Origin of the sequence: Billgrantia kenyensis, assembly GCF_013697085.1 — a bacterium.
GTDB lineage: Bacteria > Pseudomonadota > Gammaproteobacteria > Pseudomonadales > Halomonadaceae > Halomonas > Halomonas kenyensis.
The window spans coordinates 417,507-441,809 of sequence record NZ_JACEFT010000001.1; the positions used below are offsets into that span (position 1 = coordinate 417,507).

The window sequence follows — 24,303 nt, forward strand, 5'->3', positions numbered from 1 at the left end:
AAGCCATGAAGCCAACCCCTTTTGCGGCTTTTTGCTTACACTTTTGGCCGCAGCGGAATACCTTGGTCCGCATGATTGGACAGCCGGTCGAGGCGTCGATGCAGCGCCACCCAGGCCACCAACCCCACCGCTACATTGGCCAGGAACAGGCCGATGAAAATGCCCTGGGTACCGCCCACCACTCCACCAAGCCAGGCCAGGGGCACGGTGAGCAGGAACAGGCGGACGATCGAAAGGCGCATGGCACGCGCGGGTTCGTGCAGGGCATTGAAGGAAGAGACCGCCAGGATTACCACGCCCTGCGCCCCCAGGCCCAGTGGCACCCACCACAGGAAGCTGCGCAGCACTTCGCCCATCTCGTCGCCGGCGGTATAGCCGGCCACCAGCCAGGGAGCGAGCAGTTGCAGTAGCAGCCATATCCCCAGCTGCCACACCAGCACGAAGGCGAAGCAGCCGAAGATGGCTCGCCGCACGCGCTCATGCTGCCCTGCCCCTGCGTTCTGACTAACCAGCGGCGGCAGGGTCATGGAAAGCGCCAGTACACCGATCTGGGCGATCGCCTCGATGCGGGTGCCCACACCGTAGCCCGCTACCGCATGGTGCCCATGACCGGCGACGATGCGCGTCACCAGAGCCAGGGCCAGCGGGGTAAAGACGCTGGTGATCGCCGCGGGCACGGCGATACGCGAGAGTTCACGCCACGACTCAACCAACCCGGCCAGTGTCAGATGGCGCAGGTCGAGACAATCGCGAAGCTCGCGCTGCCAGAACAGCGCGGCGGCCATGGCACTCCAGCTGAGCACCGTGGCCAGGGCCGCGCCCTGGACGCCGAGCGCCGGGAAAGGTCCCACCCCGAAGATCAGCAGCCAGTCGAGCAGGCCGTTGAGCAGGGCCGCCAGGGCCATCATCAAGCCAGGGATCAGTGTATTGCCCTGGGCGCGCAGCACGCTGTTGAGCACCCGAGGCACGATCACCGCCGCCGCCCCCAGGTACCAGATCCCCATGTAGTCACGAATGTGTGGCAACAGCGCTACATCGGCGCCAAGCAGCCGAAACAGCGGCTCCAGCGTGGCCAGGCCCAGCAGGGTCAGCCCGACACCGACCGCCAGCGCCAACAGAGCGGCATCGGTGGCCCGCCGGCGCACTGTCTCCATATCTCCCTGCCCCAGACGCCGTGCCACCACCGCCGAGGTGCCGATACCCAGGCCGATAGCCAGGCTGATCACCGCGAAAACCACCGGGAAAGTGAACGACACCGCCGCCAGTGGCTCCGGACCCAGGCGCGATATGAACCAGGTATCGACCAGGTTGAAACTCATCATGGCGATCATGCCACCCACCACGGGCAGGCACTTGCGCAGCAGGGTCAGGGCAATGGGACCTTCGAGCAGTTCGCGGCGCATGGGCCGGCGGGCACCGGAATCTGAAGAAGAGGGCTTCATGAAACCTCTGGAAACGAGAAAACGGGCACATGATTGTGCCCGTTTCGAGAGAGCCTGCCAAAAAGACTCAGTCCTTTTCGCCACCCCGATAGAGCTTCTGAATGCTGGAGAAGTCCAGCCCGCCATGGCCCTGGGAAGCGTGCAAGACAAACAGGTTGCGGGCCTGGGAACCCATTGGCACCGTGGCCTTGCTCTCCAGCGCCAGCTCCCAAGCCAGCCCGAGGTCCTTGGCCATGAGTTCGGTGAGGAAGCCGCCCTGATAGTTGCGGGAGGCAGCTGAACCTTCCATGACCCCCGGCCAGGGGTTGTAGACGTTGAGCGCCCAGTTGCCGCCGCTGCTCTGTTTCATGATTTCGGAAAGCACGGCCGGTTCGAGTCCGTTCTTGACGCCCAGGGCCAACGCCTCGGCGGTACCGCTCATCAGGATGCCGAGCAGCATGTTGTTGCAGATCTTGGCCACCTGGCCGGCACCGATCTCACCAGCATGGAAGATGTTCTTGCCCATCCCCTCGAGGACAGGCCTGGCCTGCTCGAAGCCGGCTTCACTGCCGCCGACGATAAAGGTCAGGGTACCCGCCTGGGCGCCACCCACCCCACCGGAGACCGGAGCATCCAGATAGGTCAGGCCACGCTCCTTGGCGGCCGCACCGACGACACGGGCGTCCTCCGGGGAAATGGTGGAGGCGTCGATGATCAACGGCTTGCCCTCCAGCGCATCGAACAGCCCTGGCGAGCCTTCGCGCCCGAGGTAGAGGCGGCGTACATGCTGGCCGGCCGGTAGCATGGAAATGACCACTTCCGCACCGCTTGCCGCGCTCTGGGCACTGGCACAGGCGTGGGCACCGGCCTGCTTGAGCTGTTTCATGGCGGCTTCGACCAGGTCGAAAACGCTGACCTCATGGCCGGCCTTGACCAGGTTGTGGGCCATCGGGGCGCCCATGTTGCCAAGGCCGATGAAGGCGATTTTCATGCGAACTGCTCCTGTTTGTCGTTATCGTGATCTATCTGCAACGAGGCCTTCAGTGAATCGACTCGCCAGTCCCCAGGTCGCGGAGCGGATGCTCCCCTTCGCTCCATAACGGGGCCAGGAGTGCCTGAATGTCCTCTTCGGGGACACGGTCAACGCTGGCATGCTGCCACTGCGGGCTCTTGTCCTTGTCGACCAACAGCGCCCGCACCCCTTCGACGATATCTCCACGTCGGCAGCACTGCACCGAGAGGCTCAGCTCATCGCGGAAGGCGTCGGCCAGGCTGGTGTGACGGTGGCGTTCAAGCATTCGCCAGACCAGGTGGGCGCTCAAGGGGCTGCCTGCCTCGAGCCGCTTGCGGTTGGCGGCAAGCCAGGCATCCTCACGCTCGTCCTCGAGGATACGCAGCACTGCCGAGGCGGCATCGATGCGGCCGACCAGTGCCTGAATGTGGTCGAGGTGGGGCCCAACCTGGGCTGGCGGAGCCTGATCCCGCGCCTCCATGTCATCGAGCACGCGCTGTACCCCAGCCTCCAGGTCGCGCGGGCTCCGTGTACCGAAGTCAGCTTCGCCCAAGGCCTCGAGCAGCGAATCGCGGCACTCGCGAGGTATGAAATGATCGGCCAGGCCAAGATCGAGGACATCGCGAGCATTCAACTGAGCGCCGGTAATCCCGAGGTAGGCCCCGACCCCGGGCGGCATGCGATTGAGGAACCAGCTTGCGCCAATATCCGGATACAGGCCGATGGTGATCTCGGGCATGGCGATCAGGGTCCTTTCTGTCACCAGGCGCCGCGAGGCGCCCGCCATCAGGCCCAGGCCGCCACCCATGACAATACCGTCGCCCCACACCAGCATCGGCTTCGGATAGGTATGGATGCGGTAGTCGAGCCGGTATTCCGTGGTGAAGTAGGTTTCGGCAAAGAGGCTGTCCGGGCCGGATCCTCGGTTGTCGCCCACTTCGGTCATGGAGCGGTAAAGCGCGACCACGTCGCCGCCGGCGCAGAACGCCTTGTCCCCGGCCCCTTCCAACCAGACCGCTACTACGCTGCGATCCACCGCCCAGGACTGTAGCTTGGCATCCAACTGCCTAGCCATGTCGAGCGACAGCGCATTGAGCGACTTGGGTGAGTTGAGGGTGGCGATACCGATGCGTCCCCCGTCCCGGGTCGGCAGCTCATCGAAGATGACCGCAAGGTCTGTCATGCCGCTCTTCTCCTTGTGCTTATTGCAACGCTTCGATCACGCCATCCGCCAGCAGGCGGCGGGCCACGATCACACGCATGATTTCGTTGGTACCCTCGAGGATCTGGTGGACGCGGGTATCGCGTACCATGCGCTCGAGGGGAAATTCGCTCAAGTAACCATACCCGCCATGCAGCTGCAGCGCCTCGTTGCAGACATTGAAGCCCATGTCGGTGGCATGGCGCTTGGCCATGGCGCAATAGGCGGTGGCCTCGGGGTCGCCCTGGTCGAGCCGCCATGCGGCATGCCGAACCATCAGCCTGGCCGCCGTCAATTCGGTCGCCATGTCGGCCAGCTTGAACTGCAGCGCCTGGAAATGTGCCAGCTCGCGGCCGAACTGCTTGCGCTCCTGCAAGTAGTTACGCGCCAGGGTCAAGGCGTGCTGGGCCGCTCCCAGCGAACAGCTGGCAATATTCAGCCGCCCCCCGTCAAGCCCCTTCATGGCCAGCTTGAAACCCTCGCCCTCCTCGCCCAGGCGATTGGCGACCGGCACACGCACTCCATCGAAGCTGACCAGGCGTGTCGGCTGGCTCTTCCAGCCCATCTTCGCTTCGTTCTTGCCGTATTCGATGCCCTCGGCATCCGCCGGCACCAGGATCGCCGAGACTCCGCCAGCGCCACTGTCGGGCGCCCCCGTGCGTGCCATGACCACCATTACATCGTTGGCACCAGCGCCGGAGATGAACATCTTCGAGCCGGTAATGACGTAGTCGTCGCCGTCGCGCACGGCCTTGGTTCGCAGGCTGGCAGCGTCGGAGCCGGAGCCGGGCTCGGTGAGGCAGTAACAGCCAAGGCACTCGCCGCTGATCAGACGCTCGGTCCAGGTTTCGCGCAGCGCTTCATTACCCCAGCTCGCCACCATCCAGGCCACCATGTTATGGATGGTAAGATAGGCGGTCGTGGCAATGCAGCCTTGCGAGAGCTGCTCGAATATCAGCGAGGCCTCCAGGCGTGACAGACCCAGTCCGCCACGCTCCTCGGGAATGTAGATGCCCAGGAAGCCCGCCTCTCCTGCCCGACGAATCACATCGACCGGGAAGTGGGAACTGGCATCCCATTCGGCAGCGTGGTCGGCGAGTTCCGCCCGTGAGAAGTCGGCGGCAGCCTGGACGAGCGCCTTTTGCTCATCGGCAAGGGAGAAGTCCATCGAGAAACCCTCTTGTTATGGCAGGTATTCCTGCTGAAAAAATCTGGCCTGGCCTGCGTATCCGGTTCGCCCGTGAGATGCGCCTGCCAACCAACCTAGCACTTGCTAGGTTTTATAGCATACCTCCCTTGGTCGACAACCACTTTACGTTAACGTCAACGTCGTCTAGTGTTGCGGTAAATAGGGAGGCACGTCGTGTACGGATCCCCCCACTCATAGGACATAACAATGATGAACGCATCGAAAGCGGACCCCACCCCCACGGCCAATGGCAGCCTGCCGACGCAGCGCCGCACCTATTCGATAGGCGAGCTGGCCCGCATGTTCGAGGTGACACCGCGCACCATACGCTTCTATGAGCAGGAAGGACTTCTGGCACCGGAACGGCGCGGCCAGACCCGCATCTACCATGAGAAGGACCGGGTACGCCTCAAGCTGACCCTGCGCGGCAAGCGCCTGGGCTTTTCCCTGGCGGAGATCCGCGAGGTCATCGAGATGTACGACGCCATGCCTGACGGCAATGCGCGTCAGCTCAAGCGCCTGCTGGAAATACTCGCCGACAAGCGCAACAACATGGAGCGCCAGCTCGAGGACATACGCCTGATGCAGCGTGAGCTGGACGACGTGGAAATGCGAGCGCGGGAAGTCCTGGAGCGTCTCGACCACTGAGTCGACGTCATGCCAGCAGCCAAACGCGCTAAGGATGGGCACCTCACCGTCCGCCCACCGGCAAACGACTTCACAGCAACTGCCACAACAAGATGGGTAACACGATGACACGCCAAGCACTGCAAGAACGCGCCCCGAACAGCTACGTCAGCGGCATCAGCGACACGCCGCTCAAGGGTGAAACCATCGGCGACTGCTTTGATGCCACCGTCTCACGCTTTCCCGATGGCGACGCCCTGCTGAGCCTGCACCAAGGGCTTCGCTACACCTGGAAAGAGCTGCAGCAGGCGGTGAACCAGGCCGCTCGCGCCCTTATCGCGCTGGGCGTGAAGAAAGGCGACCGCGTCGGCATCTGGTCACCCAACTGCGCCGAGTGGACCATCACCCAGTTCGCCACCGCCAAGATCGGCGCCATCCTGGTCAACATCAATCCCAGCTACCGCACCCATGAGCTGGAGTATGCGCTGAAGCAGTCGGGTGCCTCCACCCTGATTCTGCAGGGCAAGTTCAAGACCTCCGATTACGTGGCCACCCTGGCGGAGCTGGCCCCGGAGCTGCGTGACGGTGCGCCCTCCACCTTCTCCTGTGCCAAGCTGCCCGAGCTCAAGCGCGTGGTGTGCCTCGATGCCGACCGTGCCTTGACCGGCATGTTCAGCTGGCAGAGCATGCTGGCCCACGCCGACGAGGTCTCCGAGGAGCACCTGGCCGAGATCCAGGCCACGCTGCAGTTCGACGAGCCGATCAACATCCAGTACACCTCGGGCACCACCGGGGCGCCCAAGGGAGCCACCCTCTCCCATCACAACATCCTCAACAACGGCTTCTTCGTTGCCCGCACCATGGGCTTCTCGGAGAAGGATCGCCTGGTGATCCCGGTTCCGCTCTACCACTGCTTCGGCATGGTGATGGGCAACCTGGGCTGCGTGACCCACGGCGCTACCATGATCTATCCGGGCGATGGCTTCGATCCGGAGGCCACGCTCAAGGCGGTATCCGAGGAGAAAGCCACGGCGCTGTATGGCGTGCCGACCATGTTCATCGCCGAACTGGAGCATGCCGACTTCGCCAAGTACGACCTCTCCACCCTGCGCACCGGCATCATGGCAGGCTCCATCTGCCCCATCGAGGTGATGCGCAAGGTCATCGACAAGATGAACATGGAGGACGTCACAATCTGCTACGGCATGACCGAGACCAGCCCGGTCAGCACCCAGACCCAGACCGATGCACCGCTGGACAAGCGCGTGACCACGGTGGGCACTATTCACCCCCACCTCGAAGTCAAGCTGGTCAGCCCCGAAACCGGCGCAGTGGTGCCACGCGGCGAGACCGGCGAGCTGTGCACCCGCGGCTACAGCGTCATGCTTGGCTACTGGAACAACGAGGAAGCCACCGCCAAATCGATCGACAGCGCCGGCTGGATGCACACCGGTGACCTGGCAACCATGGACGACGAGGGATATATCGCCATTGTCGGCCGGATCAAGGACATGATCATTCGCGGCGGCGAGAACATCTATCCGCGCGAGATCGAGGATTTCCTCTACACCCACCCAGCGATCTCCGACGTGCAGGTGATCGGCGTGCCTGACGAGAAGTACGGCGAAGAGGTCATGGCCTGGGTCAAGCTTGGCGAGGGGCAGAAACTCACTTCCGACGAGCTCAAGGAGTTCTGCAAGGGCAAGATCGCCCACTACAAGATCCCGCGCTATGTGAAGTTCGTCGACGAGTTCCCGATGACCGTGACCGGCAAGATCCAGAAGTTCAAGATGCGCGAAGAGGCGACCCACGAGTTGGGCCTCTCCTGACCCCGGGACGAGCCAGGCTCGTCAGTCGGCCTTGGCGCCCCTGCTTCGGCAGGGGCGCTTGCCGTTGATGGGAGGGTGACCTCACTGGCCGATCATGCGCCGTAGCTCATCAAGGTAGGTTTCCAGTACCAGGTTGGGCGGAGCGCCCTTGCGGGTAATGGCGCAGTAATGGGTAAGGTAGCAGCAGCGCTGCGGGCTCAGGGGTCGCATCCGGCCCTGCTCGACCCAATGCTCGGCATAGTGGGTCGGCAGGTAGCCGATGTAGCGGCCGGAAAGAATCAGGAAAGCGATGCCTTCACGGTCTGTCGCTGTGGCGGCGGCCCGCAGCGGCTCATGCAGTGCCTTGACCTCGGCGGTCTGGGCGTAGGCCGGGATCACGGCATCGCAATCCGACAGCTCACGCGCGGTGACTTCCGGGTCATCGAACAGGACATGGCCGGCGGCACAATAGAGCCAGGACGTTTCCTGGTAGAGCGGCAGGTAATCCAGCCCGGGCAAGGCCGAGAGTGAAGGCACGACCCCGGTATGCAGGCGCCCGTCCAGCACCCCCAGCTCGATGTCGTTGGGCGGAATCATGCGGATGTTGATGCGCACGTCGGGCCCGCGCTCCTTCAGCGCGCTGAGGGCGTTGGTGATATGCATTTCGGGCATCGTCACCAGGTTGTCGGTGATGCCGATATTGAGTTCACCCTTGAGCCAGGCATGGAGCCCGTTTACACGGGTGCGAAATCCTTCGACCGCCGAGAGTAATTGCAGGGTGGCTTGGTAGACCTCAGCGCCCTCCTCGGTAAGCGCGAAACCGCTACGCCCACGATGGCACAGCCTGAGCGAGAGACGCTTTTCCAGATCGCCCATGGCCATGCTGATGGCGGCTCGGCTGATGTTGAGCTCCACCTCCGCTGCGGAAAAGCCACCGCATTCAACCACTTTACGGAAGATTCTCAGCAACCGAAGGTCGGCATCGCCAGGCTGGGCCGAAAAGCCCTCCTTGCGGCGTGTCATGTGCAGTTCTTCCCCCTTGGGCTGGCAGAACTCGACCATACTCTCGCTGGGAAGGAAAGTTAAGTGATGGCTTACCCGAGCTTAAACAAAACTGGATTTAACTTATCTTCATGGGCTTCTAACCTCAACCAAGCACCTTCAACAATAGCGCTACCACGGGGGCGTATCGCCATGTCGAGTCAACAGCCTTTGCCAGCGGCCGGATTGAGCCAGGAACAGCTGGATGCCTACTGGATGCCCTTTACCGGTAACCGGCAGTTCAAGCGCGACCCGCGCATCATCGTGGCTGCCGAAGGCAGCTATTTCACCGACGCCGACGGCCGCCGCGTCTTCGACGCCCTGTCGGGGCTGTGGACCTGCGGCGCCGGCCACTGCCGCCCCGAGATCACCGAAGCCGTCACTCGACAGCTTCAGCAGCTCGATTACTCCCCGGCCTTCCAGTTCGGCCACCCCAAGGCATTCGAGCTGGCCCATCGCCTGCGCGGGCTGACCCCCGAGGGTCTCGACCATGTCTTCTTTACCGGCTCAGGGTCGGAGAGCGCCGATACCGCGCTGAAGATTGCCCGTGCCTACTGGCGCAAGAAAGGAAAGCCCAGCAAGACCAAGTTGATCGGTCGCACCAAGGGCTATCATGGCGTCAATTTCGGCGGCATCAGCCTGGGGGGAATCGGCGCCAATCGCGCCCTCTTCGGCCAGGGCGTCGATGCCGATCACTTGCCTCACACCTTACTGGCAGAGAATGCCTTCACCCGAGGCATGCCCGAACGCGGTGCCGAGCGCGCCGATGAGCTGCTGGAACTGATCGCCCTGCATGATGCGTCCAATATCGCCGCGGTGATCGTCGAGCCATTGGCCGGCTCGGCCGGGGTGATTCCGCCGCCCAAGGGCTATCTCAAGCGGCTCCGCGAGATCTGCGACACCAACGACATCCTGCTGATCTTCGACGAGGTGATCACCGGCTTCGGTCGCATGGGGTCGATGACTGGTGCCGAGGAGTTCGGCGTGGCGCCGGACATCATGAACGTGGCCAAGCAGCTCACCAACGGCGCGGTGCCCATGGGGGCGGTGATCGTACAGGGCGAGATCTATCACACTTTCATGGAACAGGGCGGCCCCGACTACATGCTCGAACTGCCCCACGGCTACACCTACTCAGGGCATCCGGTATCCTGTGCTGCGGCGCTGGCGGCGCTGGACGTACTCGAAAACGACCGCCTGATCGAGCGCGTGCGGCTGATGAGCCCGGTCTTCGAGGAAGCGCTCCATGGCCTGAAGGGCACGCGCTACATCAGCGACATCCGTAACTATGGCCTGGCCGGCGCCCTGCAGATCCAGCCCTACCCCGGCGAGCCGGCCCGACGCCCCTTCGAGATCGCGATGAAATGCTGGCAAAAAGGCTTCTACGTCCGCTATGGCGGCGACACCATCCAGCTCGGCCTGCCCTTCATCGTCGAGAGTGACGAGATCGACCGCCTGGTCAACGCGCTTGGTGAGACGATCGGCGAACTGGACTGACACTGACCGGAAAGCAACGAGCCAGGCGGCTACGCCTGGCTCGTTCCGTTGATGCCATGTTCCGGTATTGCACAGCGTTCGCTCAAACTGTCAGCTGTACTGCTAAAGGCCTTTGGGCGCGAATATCCCCGGCGCATTGCGCCAATACCCCTTGTAATCCATACCGAAGCCGAACACGTAGCGATCGACCACTTCGAGGCTGCAATAGTCGGCCTTGAGGCCCGGCACTGCCTTGCGATCGTGGCGCTTGTCCACCAGCACGGCAGTGGAGATGCTCGCCGCGCCGGCCTCCTGGCAATAGTCGAGAATGGCAGCAAGGGTCGAGCCTTCGTCGAGAATGTCATCGACGATGACCACGTGGCGCCCGGCCATGGGCACTTCCGGCGATACCCGCCAGAACAGCTCGCCGCCACGAATGCCGCCGCGATAGCGGGTGGCATGCAGATAGTCGACTTCGAGCGGGAAACCCAAACGCGTCAGGAGATGGCCGGTAGTGATGAGGCCACCGTTCATCACGCAATAAAAGACCGGAAGCTTGTCACCGAGATCGGCGGTGATCTGTTCGGCCATGCGGTCCAGGGCCTCTTCCACCTCTTCCTGGGAGATCAGGCAGTCAGCATTGTCCATGACGTCGCGCATGGTCGCCAGGGATGCATGAAAATCGGCATCGAGTTTGGGCATGAAAGACTCGTATCAGGAAAATGTAGCAGGTCGAAAGTTCAGCTAGAGGCCAGGGCCTCGAGCCGTGCATGTACGCGCCGCCAGCGCCCGAGGGCTTCGAGCGCGCTGATCTCGGGGCGTGCACGACCATAGCGCAAGCGCGCTGCGAGGCGTGTCGTGCGCCCACGACAGGCCTCCAGAGCCTCCAGGGCGGCTGTGCGATCGTTGCACACCAGGACCATGTCACAGCCGGCATCCAGTGCCGCCAGGGCACGATCTCCCGGGCCGCCGGCAAAGCCGGCACCCGCCATTCCGAGGTCGTCGGAAAAGATGGTGCCCTTGAAGCCCAGGGACTCGCGCAGCAAGCCCAGCCAGCTGGGCGAGAAGCCCGCCGGGCGCGAGTCGAACGCGGTATAGATGACATGGGCAGGCATGACGCCATCGAGCCGGGAGGCGAGTTCGGCAAAGGGTACCAGGTCATGCCGGCGTAGCTCGTCGAGCGGTCGCTCATCGACGGGCAGCTCCAGATGGGAGTCGGCCGCCACGCTGCCGTGCCCCGGAAAGTGCTTGCCCACCGCGGCCATGCCGGCTTCGTGCAAGCCGCAGATGAAGGCACCTGCCATGGCGCTTATGGCCTGAGGGTCGGAGGAGAAACTGCGGTCGCCGATGACGCTGGAGATACCCGAATCGACATCGAGCACCGGTGCAAAGGTAAGGTCGAGCCCGCAGGCGGCCATTTCCATCCCCAGCAGCCAGCCGGTATCCAGGCATAGCCTCTCGGTAACTTCCGGAGCCACCTGGTAGTCACGGCCGATTCGACCCATGGCGGGCAGCCGCGTCACACCCTCATGCAAACGCTGCACTCGGCCGCCTTCCTGGTCGATGGCCAGCAGCAACTCGGGACGAACGCGCCGGATAGCTTCGCACAACTCCCTGACCTGTCGGGCATGTTCGACGTTGCGAGCGAACAGAATGACGCCACCCACCTCCGGACGCTGGAGCAGATCTCGCTCTTCACCACGTAGCGTGACGCTTTCCAGATCGAGCATTACCGGGCCGAGGGTCTGGATCATGGGCACAGTCCTTGAGGCATGAAAAGGGGCTGATTCTAGACTAAAGCCGCCCCTGGCAACAGCCACCCCATGACCGGAGTGCCTGGAGCCTGACGAGGATCATCCTGGCCGCCGGCCAGCTCACTCGTGGAGCCAGACCGGTGTGCCTGGCGGCGCCAGCGCATAGACCTCGAGCAAGGCGTCGTCGCGCATGCGGATGCACCCGTGCGAACGCGGCTCCCCCATCGGCTGATCGGGCGGGGTTCCATGCAAATAGATATAGCGCCTTTGGCTGTCGACGTCGCCCCCGCGGTTGAATCCTGGCTCGAGTCCGCACAGCCAGAGGATACGTGTCAGGATCCAGTCGCGCTCGGGATAGGCTTCAGCCAGCACGGCATTGAAGACTTCGCCGGTGGGACGACGGCCTCGAAAGACCGCGCCGGGCGGCTGTCCCTCGCCGATGGCGGCTCTCACGTAATGCCAGCCCAGCGGTGTACAACCACTCCCCTCGCGCTGTCCGGTGCCTGCCACGGCCGAAGATATCGGCCACTCCTTCAAACGTCTCTCCCCTTGCCATAGCACGAGGCACTGGCGGGAGATATCGATCTCGACCCAGCCCCCCTTGTCAGGAGGCAGCGATTGCAGCCTGGGGGTTGGCATCTCAGCTCGCCTTGGCTGGCTGTGCAGCGGGTGGCGGCGGCAGCGGCGCGTTCATGGCAGCCACGACGACGGGGCGCAGGCGGCGAATGAGGTCGCGCACCGTGACGTGCTCCTGGTAATCCTTCTCGGCGATGTCGCGCAGGGCATCGAGGCCTGACAGCGTGAAGATCACCGTGCCGAGAACGAAGTGGAGACGCCAGAAACGCTCGGCATCGGGCAGCTCGGGCGTTGCCTTGCGGACCAGCTCAGTGAAACGGCTGAACACGCTGCCGTATTCCTCCTGGATATAGCGACGCAGATGTCCCTGGGCCTGGCTGTAGGCCAGCCCCAGCAGCTTCATGAAGACCTTGAGGCTGTGCTTCTCCGCCGGAACCTCTAGCACCGTGCGCGCCATGGTTTCCAGCAGCTCCTCCAGGGGAATGACGCCGCCGGCGTGCCTAGCTTCGAGTTCGTCCAGCGCACTGTGGAAACGAACCGTAAAGGGGTCGAGATAGCGCGCAAATACCGCCTGGATCAGCGCCTTCTTCGATCCGAAGTGATAGTTCACCGCTGCGAGGTTGACCCGCGCCTTGCTGGTGATGGTGCGCAGCGAGGTTTCGGCGAAGCCGCGTTCGGCGAACAGGACTTCGGCCGTATCCAGGATACGCGTGACGGTATCTGACTGTGCCATGATCGGTTCCTGCAATAAACATTCGTTTGAAACATGACATAAGTCTACAAGATCCTGCTCCCCCCTCTCAATCAAAGGAGGATGCCAGACCGTTTAAAACGCCAATACATGAAAGGCCTGACATAATGTCGCCCTTTTACTGGATGTACTTCCATGCTGTATACTTTACCAATACGGCCGTCAGCTACCGGAGTACGCCATGAACCGCCCTCTCACTTCACGCCAGCAGAACGTCTATGACTTCATCGTCAAGACCATGAATGAGTTCGGCTACCCTCCGACCCGAGCCGAAATTGCCCGGGCACTGGGCTTTCGCTCCCCCAACGCTGCCGAGGAGCACCTGCGTGCGCTGGAGCGCAAGGGCGTAATCCGGGTAATTCGCGGCACCTCCCGCGGCATTCGCCTGCCGGCCCAGGAAAACGAGAGCGCCACGAGCGAAGCCCGCGAGGGACTACCGATCATTGGTGAAGTCGCGGCGGGCAGCCCCATTCTTGCCGCAGAACATATCGATCGCTACTGCCCCCTCCCCCCCGAGTATTTCACTCCACGCGCCGACTATCTGCTCAAGGTCCGCGGCCTGTCGATGAAGGACGCAGGCATCCTTGAAGGCGATCTGCTCGCCGTGCATCGTACCGACCGTGTGCGCGACGGCCAGATCGTGGTGGCACGACTGGAGGACGAAGTGACGGTCAAGCGCTTCCACCGCCACGGTCACGTGGTGACCCTCGAGGCGGAGAACACGGAGTTCGCGCCGATCGAGGTTGACCTGCGTCACCAGCCGCTGGAAATCGAAGGCGTAGGGGTGGGGGTCATTCGAGGCGGCAACGGCCAAGCTTTAGGGTAAGAGCTGGCTCCGATGCCTTGGTGAAACACCATGAGCCGCAAGATCCTGCATGCCGATTGCGACTGCTTCTATGCGGCAGTGGAGATGCGCGACAATCCGGCGCTACGGGAGGTGCCGCTGGCCATCGGCGGCAGCGCCGAGGGGCGCGGGGTCATCGCCACTTGCAATTACCCGGCCCGCGCCTATGGCATCCATTCCGCGATGCCGACGGCACGGGCACTGCGGCTGTGCCCTCACCTCACCCTGCTCAGTGGCGACTTCGAGCGCTATCGCGAGGCCTCACGGCAGCTTCAGGCCATCTTTCATGAGCTGACGCCGCTGGTGGAGCCGCTGTCGCTGGACGAAGCCTTCCTCGACGTCAGCGATGTGAGCCGATTCTCCGGCAGCGCTACCTGGATGGCACGCTGGTTGAAGGAAGAGTGCCTCAGGCGAGTGGGCATCACCGTATCGGTCGGTGTCGCCCCGGCGAAGTTCCTGGCCAAGATCGCCAGCGACTGGGAGAAACCCGACGGCCTCACCGTGATTGCCCCGTCCCAGGTGGAGGGCTTCCTACGTGACCTTGCGGTCACCAAGCTGCACGGGGTAGGACCCGCCACCGCGAAGCGTCTGGAGGCGCTTGAAATCGTCACCTGCAACGACCTGCAGGGCGTGCCGCTGGAGCGTCTGGTTCAGGAGTTCGGCAAGTTTGGCCGGCGCCTCTACGAGCTGGCGCGAGGCATCGACGAGCGGCCGGTACGCGTGGAGCGCGAGCGCAAGTCGATCAGCGCCGAGAATACCTTTGCGCGTGATCTCCCCGATTTAGCCCTTTGCCACGACGAACTCGTACCACTGTGCGAACGTCTCGAGGCACGCATCTCACGCCATGGCTCCCCACCGGTGGCCGCTGCTTTCGTCAAGGTCCGCTTCGATGACTTTTCCCTTACCACTTTGGAGTGCCGCGGCACGTCCCCTTCTCTAGCGACCTTTGTCGACCTGCTCGACCAGGCATGGGCACGCCGCTCGCGCCCGGTGCGCCTGCTGGGCGTGGGAGTTCGGCTCGTGCCTGAGGATGCGCGCCGTCAGCTCGACCTCCCCCTCTGATGGGTCACTTGGTATCGATATAGCGATGGCTGTCGAAAGTCGCGACCCAGTGGGGGTGGTAGACCATCAGGATGCTGAGCAGCATGCCGGTGATGAACGCTTCCGATGGCATCAGCAGCGGCAGGAAGAGTGCATACTCCCTGGCCAGGTAGACCGCTTCCGGATCGGTGGCACCCAGCATGACCAGCCCCAGGCCTGACAGCCCGGTCCCCAGGGTCGCCAGCGCCGAGCCAAAGAAGCCACACAAGAACAGAAAAAGCATCAGGTTGTCGGGCAGGTAGCGATCCACCAGACGCCATATCAGCACCATGACTGTGACGGGAATCACACCGGTTATCAGGATGTTGATGCCCAGCAGCTGCCATTCCGCCTTGCCCAGCACGACCAGCGACAGGTTGGCAAGCAGGTTGGCCAGCAAGGCCAGCGGTGCCTTGAAGACCAGCGTCAACAAGGCAGTCAGCATCAGGTGCAGGCTCAGCCAGTCCACCGACTGCGCCCTGAGCTGCCACATCAGGATCACGGCAACGCTCGCCCCCAACCAGCGGTGCTGCAGCTCCCGATCGGCAAGCAGTTCGCGCCAGGGGCGTTGAGCCAGCGCCAGCCCCAGCACGGATATCGAGATCAGCCAGGCGGCAACTACCACCCAGTGAGACAGGATCAGTTGGGAAAAGGTCATGCCCCCCTCCTGGCTGGGCTCAAGCAAAGACCACGGTCTTGTTACCATGGATCAATACCCGGTCCTCCAGATGCCAGCGCAACCCACGCGCCAGCACGGCTTTCTCCACATCGCGCCCGAACCGGACGAGGTCCTGGGGCGTATGGCAGTGGCTGACACGATGTATGTCCTGTTCGATGATGGGGCCGGCGTCCAGTTCCTCGGTCACATAGTGACAGGTGGCACCGATCAGCTTCACGCCGCGGGAATGGGCCTGATGATAGGGACGAGCTCCGGCAAACGAAGGCAGAAAGCTGTGGTGAATGTTGATCACTCGACCGGCGTAGCGCTCGCAGAGTCGCGGAGGCAGGATCTGCATGTAGCGCGCCAGCACCACCACATCGGCCTCCAAGGCCTCGACGCAACGCTCCACTTCATCGAAAGCGGCCAGCTTGTCGTCCGCGGCAACCGGTACGTGGAAGTAAGGCAGTCCATGCCACTCCACCAGGCTACGCATGTCGTCATGATTCGAGATGACACCGACGACATCGCCTTCCAGCTCACCGGCGGTCCAGCGATACAACAGGTCGACGAGGCAGTGTGACTCGCGGGACACCATGATCGCCACCCGGGGCCGCCGACGAGTGTCGCGTAGCGCCCAGGTCATGTCGAATTCGCGTGCCACCGGCTCGAAGGCTTCCTTGAGCTCGCTCGAGGTCATGCCGATGGAGTCGGCAAGGATTTCGTAGCGCATGAAAAAGCGCCCGGATTCCAGGTCCGAATGCTGGCTGGCCTCCGTGATAGAGCCTCCGTGACCGGCGATGAAACCCGAAACGCGAGCAACGATGCCGCGCCGATCGGGGCAGGAAACGACGAGTCGATAGTAATGTGACATGAGCCAATCCATTGCAAGACGGAACCGGGAGCACGCATTGTAGCGGAGTCGCCCATTTCCCGACATGCCCAACCCGCAGCAGCCGAGATCGCATTGTTCAGGGTCGCGTCGATCCCTTATAGTGAAGGCACACCTGACTGATCACGAAATGCCGATGCCATCAACTCGCGCCACGATTCGCCCCCGCCGCCGTTCTCCACTCTATTTCCTGCCACTGGGGGGCTGCGGAGAAATTGGCATGAACCTGAGTTTGTATGGACATGAGGAGGCGTGGATCGCCGTCGATTGCGGCATGATGATTCGCCAGGATCTCCCGGATACTCCTCTTCAGGTGCCCAGCCTGGAAACCACCGAGGCCCTCGGCATTTCTCCTGCCGCACTGATCATCACCCATGGTCACGAAGACCATATCGGCGCTGCCGCCTGGCTCTGGCCCAGGTGGCAGTGCCCTGTATATGCCACGCCACTAGCAGCCGGACTTCTACGCGCCAAGTTCCATGAACGTGGGCTCGCCAGCGACGCCATTCGGGTAATCGAACCCGGCGAAGCACTGGAGAGCGGCCCCTTCACCCTGCGCTACCTGCCACTCACGCACTCGATTCCGGAGAGCTGTGCCCTGTTGATTGCGGCTGGCGATCATCGCGTACTGCATACCGGCGACTGGAAGCTCGACCCGGAGCCGCTGATCGGTTCACCCATCAAGAGCTCGACTTTTCGCGCCCTGGCGCCGATAGACCTGGTGGTGGGAGATTCGACCAACGCGCCTATGCCGGGGCACTCCCGCAGTGAAGGTGAGGTTGCGCGGGCTCTGGAGCACCGGCTCGCCCAGTGCGAGGGTCGCGTGGTGGTAAGCTGCTTTGCCAGCAATCTGGCCAGGGTCCTGGCCGTGGCTCAGGCGGCAGAGCGTTGCGGCCGTCGTGTCAGCCTGATGGGTCGAGCCATGGAGCGCATGGTGGCGGTGGCTCGTGGCCTGGGCTATCTGGACGACATGCCCCCGCTGGTTCCGGTCGAAGACCTGGGCTACCTGCCGCCCGAAGAGGTGCTTGTGATCGCCACGGGAAGCCAGGGCGAGCCCCGAGCCGCCCTCAGCCGGCTGGCCAACGGCCGACATCGCAGCTTCGAGCTCATGTCGGGAGATACTGTCCTCTTTTCCGCCAAGGCGATCCCGGGAAACGAGCACCAGATCGAGCGCCTCAAGCATGCCCTCCGGCGACTCGACATCGCTATCTGGGATGAATTCAATCACCCGGAATTGCATGCCTCCGGCCACCCTGCCCAGGAAGAACTACGCACTTTCTATGGCTGGATCAGGCCTCGCCATTTGCTTCCGGTTCACGGCGAACGTCGCCATCAGCAGGCGCATCAGGTACTGGCAGAGTCGATGGGCATTCAGGCCCCTCTTGCACCGATAAACGGCGATATGATCCGTCTCGATACCGAAGGGCTGAGCCTCGAGTCTCGCCATCCCCAGCGCCCGTGCATCGTTGCCCAGAACGCTGTCACTCCCCTCCCCGGCCTGGCTGCCGAGCAAGGCTCTTCCCGACACGGCACCCTTTATCTTGCCCTCTCGGTCGCCTCGACGGGCACAGGCTGGACGCGTATCGGCAGGATGATGATGGATGCTCACGGCGTCAGGAGCATGGACGAGGAGAGCTTTACCGATTGGCTGGATGAGAGATTGGAAACCATCGAGGCAGAAACACTGGCGGAGCTGAGAACTGCCCTGCAGCCTCTCGTCACCTCGTGGCTGGGGCAACACCTACGCCAACTGCCTGACGTGCATCTACAGCTGATGGCCGTCGAGGTCCCCGTGTTCCGCTAGCTCGACGACAATGCCAGGTCTCACGACCTTGGACATGAAGGAAAGAAAAGAGGGCCATGCTTCATGCTTGGCCCTCTTTTGGTGTGAAGCTGACAGGCAACTGCTACCCTGCGGCTCACGAACCACTGGCGTTCTTGGGCGGACGGCCACGCCGACGACGCGGCTGCTCCCCCACGAGATCTTCCACGGAGAGACCGGCATCCATCATGGCCTCGCGGATCTCAGCCAGTTTCTTTTCCTTGTCCGCTTCTTCCTGTTTGCGGAGCTTCTCTTCCTCGTTCTTCTGCTCGATAACCTCGCCGATGACATCAGAGAGTTTGTGCAACTGCTCCATACTCAACTGGCGAGCCGCGGCGCGAGCCACGTTCTTGTTGCGGGCGATGCGCTCCAAGGTTTCGCTGGACATTTGCCTTCTCCATGCAAGATTACGACGAGTCAGCCATAAGGCTCACTCGTCGAAAGTATATGCCGATTTGCCGAATTGGCAAGAAAGGCCAGCAAGAAGGAGGATGAAATAGAGCCGATCAACCGCCGGTCATATTCATGAAGCGCACGACCTGCACATCCCCATCTGTCGTGAAATGATGGCGTTCAGGCTTCAGCGGGAGAGCCTTGACGATAGCCAGTTTCAGGGCATCGAGATTACCAGGATGCTGGCGGAGCACGGCACGCAAGTCAACAGAATGCTCATTGCCCAGACACAGCAGTAGACGACCTTCTGCAGTCACTCGCACGCGATTGCAGCTGGCACAGAAATTATGGCTATGAGGGGAGATGAAACCAATTCGAGACTCGCTGTCGCTCATGCGAAAGTAACGCGAGGGACCGAGGGTAGTCTCCGTCGTGGGTATCAGCTGATGACGCTGCTCGATCGCGGCCTTTACCTCGTCGCTCGAGCAGAAGGTTTCTGCCCGCGAGTGATCCGAGACCTCTCCGAGCGGCATCTCTTCGATGAAGCTCAAGTCGACTTGCTCGTTTCGGGCAAACTCCACCAGATCAAGCACCTCGTCATCATTACGCCCCTTGAGGATCACGGCATTGAGCTTGATCCTGTCGAAACCCGCATCACGGGCAGCGCGCAAGCCATCGAGCACCCTGGGCAGGTCGCCGGTGCGGGTCAGTCGGCGAAATCGCTCGGGGTCGAGCGTATCAAGGCTGATGTTGAGCCGTCCCAGCCCGGCCTCCCTAAGCCGATGCGCATGCTTGACCAGACCTGCCCCATTGGTGGTCATGGCCAGGTCGCGAAGACCGGGGAGAGCGCTGGTCTGCTCGATCAACTGATCGATACCGCGCCGCACCAAGGGCTCTCCGCCTGTCAGGCGGATCTTCTCGACCCCCATCTCGACGAAGGCCCGGGCCACCATGGCCAGCTCCTCGATGGTCAGTACCTGAGCCCGAGGCAAAAACGTCATTTCCTCGCTCATGCAGTAGACACAGCGAAAATCGCAGCGGTCAGTAACCGAAATGCGTACGTAGCGGACATGTCTGCCGAAGTCGTCGATGAGCTGATTCGGCAGCGTCTCAGGGGATCTCGTCATTATCGCTCTCCCAGCGATTGGCATCCCGGTGGTCAGACTCCCGTTCGGCGACCCAGTAATCCCCGGTGATGCTATGCTCTTTTTTCCAGAAAGGTGCGCGGGTCTTGAGATAATCCATGATGAAGTCGCACGCCTCGAAAGCCGCCCGGCGGTGAGCACTGGCGACGACTACCAATACAATAGGATCCCCGGGCGCCAGCCGTCCAACCCGATGAATGACCCGAGCCCCCTGCAGCGGCCAGCGAGATTCCGCCTCTGACACGATCTCGCCCAACGCCGCCTCCGTCATCCCCGGATAATGTTCCAGCGTCAGCGCTGTCACGTCGGGAGACTCGTTGAAGTCACGAACCAACCCCGTGAAGCTGACCACCGCACCGATATCCGTTCGCCCTGCCAGAAGCTGCCGTTGCTCCTCACCAGCGTCGAAGGAAGCCTGCTGTACCCGAATCATGCGTATCAGCCTCCGGTCACAGGTGGAAAGAAGGCGACTTCGTCATCATTGGTGATCGGCGTTGCGTCATGCGCCATGACCTGGTTCACGGCACACAGCACGCGACCCTCGGTCAACTTGCTCAAGCGGGTGTCGCGTTTCGCCAGTGCACTCTTGAGACTACCGACATCGGTACTTGGAAGGCTATCCAACGGTACTGCAAGATCGCTGATCCCCAGGCGCTCACGCAGCTCAGCAAGGAACTTCACTCGCACACATGGGCTATCGATATCGCAGCGACTGCCCACGGACACCTGTCCCGCCGCGCCTTCCCCCGTGACGATAGGGGCAGCTGCCGCGTCCGGGTGGCGCTGGTAGTCGCCCGACTTCCCCCCGCGCTTGGCATCGACTTGAATGGCGCCGATCACCATCTCCTTGTCCACCGCCTTGCACATGTCGTAGAGCGTCAGGCAGGCGACTGAAACAGCGGTCAATGCCTCCATTTCAACGCCGGTACGGCCGTTCAAGCGGCAGGTGGCGGTGACTTCGACACGCGAATTGTCCGTGTCCAGATGGAAATCCACGGCGACTTTCGACAGCGGCAGCGCATGACACAAGGGGATCAGTTCATGGGTGCGCTTGGCCGCCTGAATGCCGGCAATGCGCGCCGTCGCCAGCACGTCCCCCTTGGGTAGCCCGCCCTCGCTTAGCAGGGCAAGGGTCTCGCGTCGCATCACGACATGACCGGAGGCGACGGCCTCCCGGCGAGTTTCACGCTTGTCGGCGACATCGACCATGTGGGCTTCGCCGCGCTGATTGAGATGGGTCAGGCTCATGTGAGACTACCTCGAAAAATAAAGCCAAAAGAGACTCGGGTTAAATCCATCATGACCGGGGACGCGGCGCCCTCTCGTTTTGCCAGCGCCCCGGCCAGGCACAGACCCATTCGGTGATACCCTCCAGATCAGCGAGGTCGAGCCAATCGACCCCTGGAGGCACCTCCACCGCCGGCTGACTCGCCACCGCCTTGACCCAGGGATCCTCTGCGACTCGCAGTGGCTTGCCCACCGCGTGACGGTGAAGCTCCAGCTTGGGCAAGGGCCAGGCCTTGAAACCTTCGACCAGGACCAGATCGGGCTGTTGGCAGCGAACGACGTCGACCAGCTGGGCCAGGTCTGCTTCCTCTTGATCGGGCGTTTCCTTCATCATGGCCCACCTGGCACGGGAGGCAACCAACATGGGAGCCGCCCCCGCCTGGCGCAGGCGGTGACTGTCCTTGCCGGGCTGATCGACATCGAAGCCGTGATGCGCATGCTTGATCACCGCAGTGCGCAAACCTCGTGCCGCCAAGCGTGGCAGCAGTGCTTCCAGCAACGTGGTCTTGCCGGTCCCGCTCCAGGCGGCGATACCCAGCAGCGGGGGAGAATCGTCAAGGCGCAGGCGTATGGGCTCCGCTGGGTTCATCAGGCTCGTTCCTCCCTGTTCAGGCGCGACTCCAGGTCCCGTTTCTCCTCCTCGGTGTTGAGATTGACGAAACATTCCGGGCAATCGCTGAAATCCACCGGGGTCCAGGCGTGTCGCTCGATCCATCGACCCACCTTGCGCTCGCCCATCACCAGCGCTGCATGCAGGTCGTCGGCAAGCGAGCGCTCGAGCAGAAGCACGACCGGGTGCAGGCGTACGCCATCATGGGCCACGGCGATACGATGATCGCCGATGCCGGCGGCCATACGCACCACGAGGTCATGCGGCAATACCGGGGTATCGCAAGGGACCACCAGCACCCAGGGGGTGGAAGCCGTGCGCAAGCCGCTGTAGATACCCATGAGCGGGCCCTGGTAGCCCTCTTGCAGGTCGGGTACGACTCGCACTCCACGCCCCCGGTAGTCTTCGAGATGGCGATTGGCACTGATCAGCAGGTCGGCGACCCGCCCCCTCAGGCACGCCTGGACATGGCCGACCAGGGGCAGCCCCGCGAGTGGCTCGAGACCCTTGTCGCAGCCTCCCATGCGGCGCCCCTGGCCACCGGCAAGAATGAGAGCGGTGACGTCCTTCAGAGGGTTCACTACATTACGTCCAGCTAGGTCTGACATAGCTACATGATGCCTGAGGCGCCACGCCGCTACCATGACATGTGGGCCCATCCGCGGTATGCCATGACCGGTATCACCTTATCCAACGCCTGTTTTACGGGTATCATGTGTCAAACAAATCGAACGAACCCTGGATTGACGATGGAAGGATTTGATGTCGGGACTCGCCTACGCGAGTTGCGCAAGGCACGCAAGCTATCACAACGCGAACTGGCCAAGAGAGCCGGCGTAACCAACAGCACCATCTCGCTGATCGAGCAGAACAGCGTGAGCCCTTCAGTGAGTTCGTTGAAGAAGATCCTCGACGCACTGCCAGTCTCGATAAGCGCCTTCTTCGCCGGTGACGAACCTGCACCACCGCGCGCCTTCTACCCAGCCGAAGAGCTGACCGAGATTGGCGACGGCTACCTTTCATGGCGCCTGGTGGCGGCACGTCGGCCCGACCGTAGCATGTCGATCATCTACGAACGCTACCCGCCAGGCGCCGACACCGGTGACGCCATGCTCGAGCACGACGGCGAGGAAGGCGGCGTGGTGGTGGCCGGAGAAATCGAGCTGACCGTATCCGGTGAGGTGCAGATCCTCTGCGCAGGAGACGCCTACTACTTCGACTCACGCCTACCCCACCGCTTTCGCAACATCGGCAAGGAAGAGTGCGTGATCGTCAGCGCCAACTCCCCGCCGACCTTCGCGGAGGGCGGCAGGGAAATGCATCACGCCTAGGCCTTCGCACAGCCCCTCTTCCGACAAGCTTGAAGGCGCCGATCACTCCTCCTCTTCGGCGCCAGGCAGCACCCAGTTGAGCACGATGCCGACCAAGGCGGCGAGGCTCACGCCCTGCAGGGTAAACTGGCCGCCGCCGAACTGCATGCCGCCAATGCCGAACACCAGAATCAGCGAAACGACCACCAGGTTGCGTGGGGCGGTCAGCGAGTGGCCGGCACGCACCAGGGTGTTCATGCCCACCACGGCAATCGAGCCGAACAGCAGCGTCATGATGCCACCCATTACCGGTCCGGGAATGGTCTGCAGCAGCGCCCCGAGCTTGGCGACGAAGGCCAGGCCGATGGCAATGCAGGCTGCCACTACCATGATTCTGGGGTTGAAGGCGCGGGTCAGGGTCACCGCACCAGTGACTTCGGAATAAGTGGTGTTCGGCGGGCCGCCGAACAGTGCCGCAGTGGTGGTCGCCAGGCCGTCGCCCAGCAGGGTGCGATGCAGGCCCGGCTTCTCCAGGTAGTTCTTGCGCGTGACCGAGCCGATCGCCACCATGTCGCCGATATGCTCGACGGCTGGGGCAATGGCTACCGGGATCATGAACAGGATGGCCGCCCAGTGGAAGCTAGGCGCGGTGAACGAGGGTATGGCCAGCCAGGCCGCGTCCCGTACCGGCGTGAAGTCGACGACACCCATCAGCAGAGCCAGGACATAGCCCGTCACGATGCCGCCCATGATCGGCACCAGCCGCAGCAGGCCGCGGCCGAAGACGGCCAGTACCAGGGTGACCAGCAGACTCACCATGGAGAGGAAGATGGCGGGACCGTAGCCGATGTTATCGCTGGTCTCGCCGGTGGCCATGCTCACCGCCACCGGTGCCAGGGCCAGGCCGATCACCATGATGACCGGGCCCACCACTACCGGCGGCAGCAGGCGATGCAGCCAGGCGGTCCCCTTCAGGCGTACTGCCTGGGAGATGGCCACGTAGACCAGCCCCGCCGCGATCAGCCCCCCCATGGTTGCCGACACGCCAAAGTTGGCCACCGAACTCTGGATGGGAGCGATGAAGGCAAATGAGGAAGCCAGGAAAACCGGTACGGTGACCTTGGTCACGCCATGGAACACCAGGGTGCCGACCCCGGCGGTGAAAAGCGCGACGCTGGGATCGAGCCCCGTGAGCAGCGGCACCAGCACCAGGGCGCCAAAGGCGACGAAGAGCATCTGCGCACCGGTGAGGATGACCCTGGGCAGGGACTCGGCCGGCGCCTGTGCAGTCGCCACGTGTTCGTTCATGGGTTTTTCCTTCTTTTATCGATTCATGGAGTCGAAGGCTTCCTGCCCAGAAAAACGCCCCTGGATCGCGATCTCAGGGGCAACATCTTGCATTTTTT

25 protein-coding genes are annotated in these 24,303 nt (G+C 62.7%); 7 read left to right on the plus strand and 18 right to left on the minus strand.

The features are described from left to right. Positions 1–35: 35 nt before the first annotated feature. The 4 genes from H1D44_RS01800 to H1D44_RS01815 all read right to left on the minus strand — a co-directional run bounded on the left by H1D44_RS01800 (position 36) and on the right by H1D44_RS01815 (position 4,802). Positions 36–1,442, minus strand: a complete 1,407-nt coding sequence (locus tag H1D44_RS01800) for an MATE family efflux transporter (protein WP_238984349.1) — start codon at positions 1,440–1,442, stop codon at positions 36–38. A gap of 67 nt (positions 1,443–1,509) precedes the next feature. Continuing rightward, positions 1,510–2,412: a 3-hydroxyisobutyrate dehydrogenase gene (gene mmsB, locus H1D44_RS01805; RefSeq protein ID WP_181513126.1), complete on the minus strand. Its 903-nt coding sequence runs from the start codon at positions 2,410–2,412 to the stop codon at positions 1,510–1,512. Positions 2,413–2,461: 49 nt separating this feature from the next. Then, positions 2,462–3,616 (minus strand): enoyl-CoA hydratase/isomerase family protein, encoded by a 1,155-nt coding sequence (locus H1D44_RS01810; protein WP_181513127.1) that lies wholly within the window; start codon positions 3,614–3,616, stop codon positions 2,462–2,464. Positions 3,617–3,635: 19 nt separating this feature from the next. After that, positions 3,636–4,802 (minus strand): acyl-CoA dehydrogenase family protein, encoded by a 1,167-nt coding sequence (locus H1D44_RS01815; protein ID WP_181513128.1) that lies wholly within the window; start codon positions 4,800–4,802, stop codon positions 3,636–3,638. A gap of 231 nt (positions 4,803–5,033) precedes the next feature. On the opposite strand from H1D44_RS01815, the gene H1D44_RS01820 reads away from it, so the two are divergent. Both H1D44_RS01820 and H1D44_RS01825 read left to right on the plus strand, forming a co-directional pair. After that, a complete protein-coding gene (locus H1D44_RS01820; protein WP_181513129.1) occupies positions 5,034–5,471 on the plus strand; it encodes a MerR family transcriptional regulator in 438 nt (145 codons plus the stop codon). Positions 5,472–5,575: 104 nt separating this feature from the next. Continuing rightward, positions 5,576–7,279: an AMP-binding protein gene (locus H1D44_RS01825; RefSeq protein WP_181513130.1), complete on the plus strand. Its 1,704-nt coding sequence runs from the start codon at positions 5,576–5,578 to the stop codon at positions 7,277–7,279. An 81-nt stretch (positions 7,280–7,360) separates the two neighbouring features. On the opposite strand, the gene H1D44_RS01830 is transcribed toward H1D44_RS01825, so the two are convergent. Further along, positions 7,361–8,281 (minus strand): LysR family transcriptional regulator, encoded by a 921-nt coding sequence (locus H1D44_RS01830; RefSeq protein WP_181513131.1) that lies wholly within the window; start codon positions 8,279–8,281, stop codon positions 7,361–7,363. Between the two features lie 171 nt (positions 8,282–8,452). Between H1D44_RS01830 and aptA the strand changes: the two genes are divergently transcribed. Next, on the plus strand, positions 8,453–9,796 hold the full coding sequence (gene aptA, locus H1D44_RS01835) for an omega-aminotransferase AptA (RefSeq protein WP_181513132.1): 1,344 nt from the start codon (positions 8,453–8,455) through the stop codon (positions 9,794–9,796). 102 nt (positions 9,797–9,898) lie between these two features. Here aptA and H1D44_RS01840 read toward each other — a convergent pair whose 3' ends face one another. The 4 genes from H1D44_RS01840 to H1D44_RS01855 all read right to left on the minus strand — a co-directional run bounded on the left by H1D44_RS01840 (position 9,899) and on the right by H1D44_RS01855 (position 12,838). Continuing rightward, on the minus strand, positions 9,899–10,477 hold the full coding sequence (locus H1D44_RS01840; RefSeq protein ID WP_181513133.1) for a hypoxanthine-guanine phosphoribosyltransferase: 579 nt from the start codon (positions 10,475–10,477) through the stop codon (positions 9,899–9,901). A gap of 38 nt (positions 10,478–10,515) precedes the next feature. Further along, a complete protein-coding gene (gene nagZ / locus H1D44_RS01845) occupies positions 10,516–11,529 on the minus strand; it encodes a beta-N-acetylhexosaminidase (protein WP_181513134.1) in 1,014 nt (337 codons plus the stop codon). Between the two features lie 120 nt (positions 11,530–11,649). Further along, the gene (locus H1D44_RS01850; RefSeq protein ID WP_181513135.1) at positions 11,650–12,168 is read right to left on the minus strand and encodes a L,D-transpeptidase; all 519 of its coding nucleotides are present in this window, start codon (positions 12,166–12,168) and stop codon (positions 11,650–11,652) included. 1 nt (position 12,169) lies between these two features. Then, positions 12,170–12,838, minus strand: coding sequence for a TetR/AcrR family transcriptional regulator (locus H1D44_RS01855; protein ID WP_181513136.1), 669 nt, complete (start codon positions 12,836–12,838; stop codon positions 12,170–12,172). Positions 12,839–13,037: 199 nt separating this feature from the next. Here H1D44_RS01855 and lexA point away from each other — a divergent pair, with 199 nt between their 5' ends. Then, complete coding sequence (gene lexA, locus H1D44_RS01860; RefSeq protein WP_181513137.1) at positions 13,038–13,682, plus strand: transcriptional repressor LexA; 645 nt, start codon at positions 13,038–13,040, stop codon at positions 13,680–13,682. A gap of 30 nt (positions 13,683–13,712) precedes the next feature. Further along, entirely contained in the window at positions 13,713–14,762 is a 1,050-nt protein-coding gene (gene dinB, locus H1D44_RS01865) for a DNA polymerase IV (protein WP_181513138.1), read from the plus strand. A 4-nt stretch (positions 14,763–14,766) separates the two neighbouring features. On the opposite strand, the gene H1D44_RS01870 is transcribed toward dinB, so the two are convergent. Both H1D44_RS01870 and purU read right to left on the minus strand, forming a co-directional pair. After that, positions 14,767–15,438, minus strand: a complete 672-nt coding sequence (locus H1D44_RS01870; protein WP_181513139.1) for an energy-coupling factor ABC transporter permease — start codon at positions 15,436–15,438, stop codon at positions 14,767–14,769. A 19-nt stretch (positions 15,439–15,457) separates the two neighbouring features. After that, positions 15,458–16,312 carry a formyltetrahydrofolate deformylase gene (gene purU / locus H1D44_RS01875; RefSeq protein ID WP_181513141.1) on the minus strand — a complete coding sequence of 285 codons (855 nt, stop codon included), beginning with the start codon at positions 16,310–16,312 and terminating at the stop codon, positions 15,458–15,460. 238 nt (positions 16,313–16,550) lie between these two features. Between purU and H1D44_RS01880 the strand changes: the two genes are divergently transcribed. Further along, the gene (locus H1D44_RS01880; RefSeq protein ID WP_181513142.1) at positions 16,551–18,134 is read left to right on the plus strand and encodes a ribonuclease J; all 1,584 of its coding nucleotides are present in this window, start codon (positions 16,551–16,553) and stop codon (positions 18,132–18,134) included. A 115-nt stretch (positions 18,135–18,249) separates the two neighbouring features. Here the strand turns inward: H1D44_RS01880 and H1D44_RS01885 are convergent, their stop codons facing one another. From H1D44_RS01885 to mobA, 6 genes are all read right to left on the minus strand, one after another. After that, positions 18,250–18,540, minus strand: coding sequence for an H-NS family histone-like protein (locus H1D44_RS01885; protein WP_181513143.1), 291 nt, complete (start codon positions 18,538–18,540; stop codon positions 18,250–18,252). A 118-nt stretch (positions 18,541–18,658) separates the two neighbouring features. Then, a complete protein-coding gene (gene moaA / locus H1D44_RS01890) occupies positions 18,659–19,651 on the minus strand; it encodes a GTP 3',8-cyclase MoaA (protein ID WP_181513280.1) in 993 nt (330 codons plus the stop codon). 4 nt (positions 19,652–19,655) lie between these two features. Beyond that, positions 19,656–20,123 (minus strand): molybdopterin synthase catalytic subunit MoaE, encoded by a 468-nt coding sequence (gene moaE / locus H1D44_RS01895; RefSeq protein WP_181513144.1) that lies wholly within the window; start codon positions 20,121–20,123, stop codon positions 19,656–19,658. Positions 20,124–20,128: 5 nt separating this feature from the next. Next, a complete protein-coding gene (moaC, locus tag H1D44_RS01900) occupies positions 20,129–20,938 on the minus strand; it encodes a cyclic pyranopterin monophosphate synthase MoaC (protein ID WP_181513145.1) in 810 nt (269 codons plus the stop codon). A gap of 49 nt (positions 20,939–20,987) precedes the next feature. Further along, positions 20,988–21,566 (minus strand): molybdopterin-guanine dinucleotide biosynthesis protein B, encoded by a 579-nt coding sequence (gene mobB, locus H1D44_RS01905; RefSeq protein WP_181513146.1) that lies wholly within the window; start codon positions 21,564–21,566, stop codon positions 20,988–20,990. Continuing rightward, positions 21,566–22,168, minus strand: coding sequence for a molybdenum cofactor guanylyltransferase MobA (mobA, locus tag H1D44_RS01910; RefSeq protein ID WP_238984351.1), 603 nt, complete (start codon positions 22,166–22,168; stop codon positions 21,566–21,568). Before mobA ends, mobB begins: the two co-directional genes overlap by 1 nt. 168 nt (positions 22,169–22,336) lie before the next feature. On the opposite strand from mobA, the gene H1D44_RS01915 reads away from it, so the two are divergent. After that, positions 22,337–22,918 carry a cupin domain-containing protein gene (locus tag H1D44_RS01915; RefSeq protein ID WP_181513148.1) on the plus strand — a complete coding sequence of 194 codons (582 nt, stop codon included), beginning with the start codon at positions 22,337–22,339 and terminating at the stop codon, positions 22,916–22,918. A gap of 42 nt (positions 22,919–22,960) precedes the next feature. Here H1D44_RS01915 and H1D44_RS01920 read toward each other — a convergent pair whose 3' ends face one another. Further along, on the minus strand, positions 22,961–24,205 hold the full coding sequence (locus tag H1D44_RS01920; RefSeq protein WP_181513149.1) for a uracil-xanthine permease family protein: 1,245 nt from the start codon (positions 24,203–24,205) through the stop codon (positions 22,961–22,963). Positions 24,206–24,303: the final 98 nt, after the last annotated feature.

Coding starts and splice junctions, on each gene's coding strand:
- H1D44_RS01815 (WP_181513128.1), bottom strand. CDS start 4,802: ATGGACTTCTCCCTTGCCGATGAGCAAAAGGCGCTCGTCCAGGCTGCC.
- mobB (WP_181513146.1), bottom strand. CDS start 21,566: ATGAACCCAGCGGAGCCCATACGCCTGCGCCTTGACGATTCTCCCCCG.
- H1D44_RS01885 (WP_181513143.1), bottom strand. CDS start 18,540: ATGTCCAGCGAAACCTTGGAGCGCATCGCCCGCAACAAGAACGTGGCT.
- aptA (WP_181513132.1), top strand. CDS start 8,453: ATGTCGAGTCAACAGCCTTTGCCAGCGGCCGGATTGAGCCAGGAACAG.
- H1D44_RS01915 (WP_181513148.1), top strand. CDS start 22,337: ATGGAAGGATTTGATGTCGGGACTCGCCTACGCGAGTTGCGCAAGGCA.
- H1D44_RS01830 (WP_181513131.1), bottom strand. CDS start 8,281: ATGACACGCCGCAAGGAGGGCTTTTCGGCCCAGCCTGGCGATGCCGAC.
- H1D44_RS01840 (WP_181513133.1), bottom strand. CDS start 10,477: ATGCCCAAACTCGATGCCGATTTTCATGCATCCCTGGCGACCATGCGC.
- mmsB (WP_181513126.1), bottom strand. CDS start 2,412: ATGAAAATCGCCTTCATCGGCCTTGGCAACATGGGCGCCCCGATGGCC.
- H1D44_RS01920 (WP_181513149.1), bottom strand. CDS start 24,205: ATGAACGAACACGTGGCGACTGCACAGGCGCCGGCCGAGTCCCTGCCC.
- H1D44_RS01820 (WP_181513129.1), top strand. CDS start 5,034: ATGAACGCATCGAAAGCGGACCCCACCCCCACGGCCAATGGCAGCCTG.
- H1D44_RS01825 (WP_181513130.1), top strand. CDS start 5,576: ATGACACGCCAAGCACTGCAAGAACGCGCCCCGAACAGCTACGTCAGC.
- moaC (WP_181513145.1), bottom strand. CDS start 20,938: ATGAGCCTGACCCATCTCAATCAGCGCGGCGAAGCCCACATGGTCGAT.
- H1D44_RS01810 (WP_181513127.1), bottom strand. CDS start 3,616: ATGACAGACCTTGCGGTCATCTTCGATGAGCTGCCGACCCGGGACGGG.
- H1D44_RS01880 (WP_181513142.1), top strand. CDS start 16,551: ATGAACCTGAGTTTGTATGGACATGAGGAGGCGTGGATCGCCGTCGAT.
- H1D44_RS01870 (WP_181513139.1), bottom strand. CDS start 15,438: ATGACCTTTTCCCAACTGATCCTGTCTCACTGGGTGGTAGTTGCCGCC.
- H1D44_RS01800 (WP_238984349.1), bottom strand. CDS start 1,442: ATGAAGCCCTCTTCTTCAGATTCCGGTGCCCGCCGGCCCATGCGCCGC.
- lexA (WP_181513137.1), top strand. CDS start 13,038: ATGAACCGCCCTCTCACTTCACGCCAGCAGAACGTCTATGACTTCATC.
- moaE (WP_181513144.1), bottom strand. CDS start 20,123: ATGATTCGGGTACAGCAGGCTTCCTTCGACGCTGGTGAGGAGCAACGG.
- H1D44_RS01855 (WP_181513136.1), bottom strand. CDS start 12,838: ATGGCACAGTCAGATACCGTCACGCGTATCCTGGATACGGCCGAAGTC.
- purU (WP_181513141.1), bottom strand. CDS start 16,312: ATGTCACATTACTATCGACTCGTCGTTTCCTGCCCCGATCGGCGCGGC.
- dinB (WP_181513138.1), top strand. CDS start 13,713: ATGAGCCGCAAGATCCTGCATGCCGATTGCGACTGCTTCTATGCGGCA.
- H1D44_RS01850 (WP_181513135.1), bottom strand. CDS start 12,168: ATGCCAACCCCCAGGCTGCAATCGCTGCCTCCTGACAAGGGGGGCTGG.
- nagZ (WP_181513134.1), bottom strand. CDS start 11,529: ATGATCCAGACCCTCGGCCCGGTAATGCTCGATCTGGAAAGCGTCACG.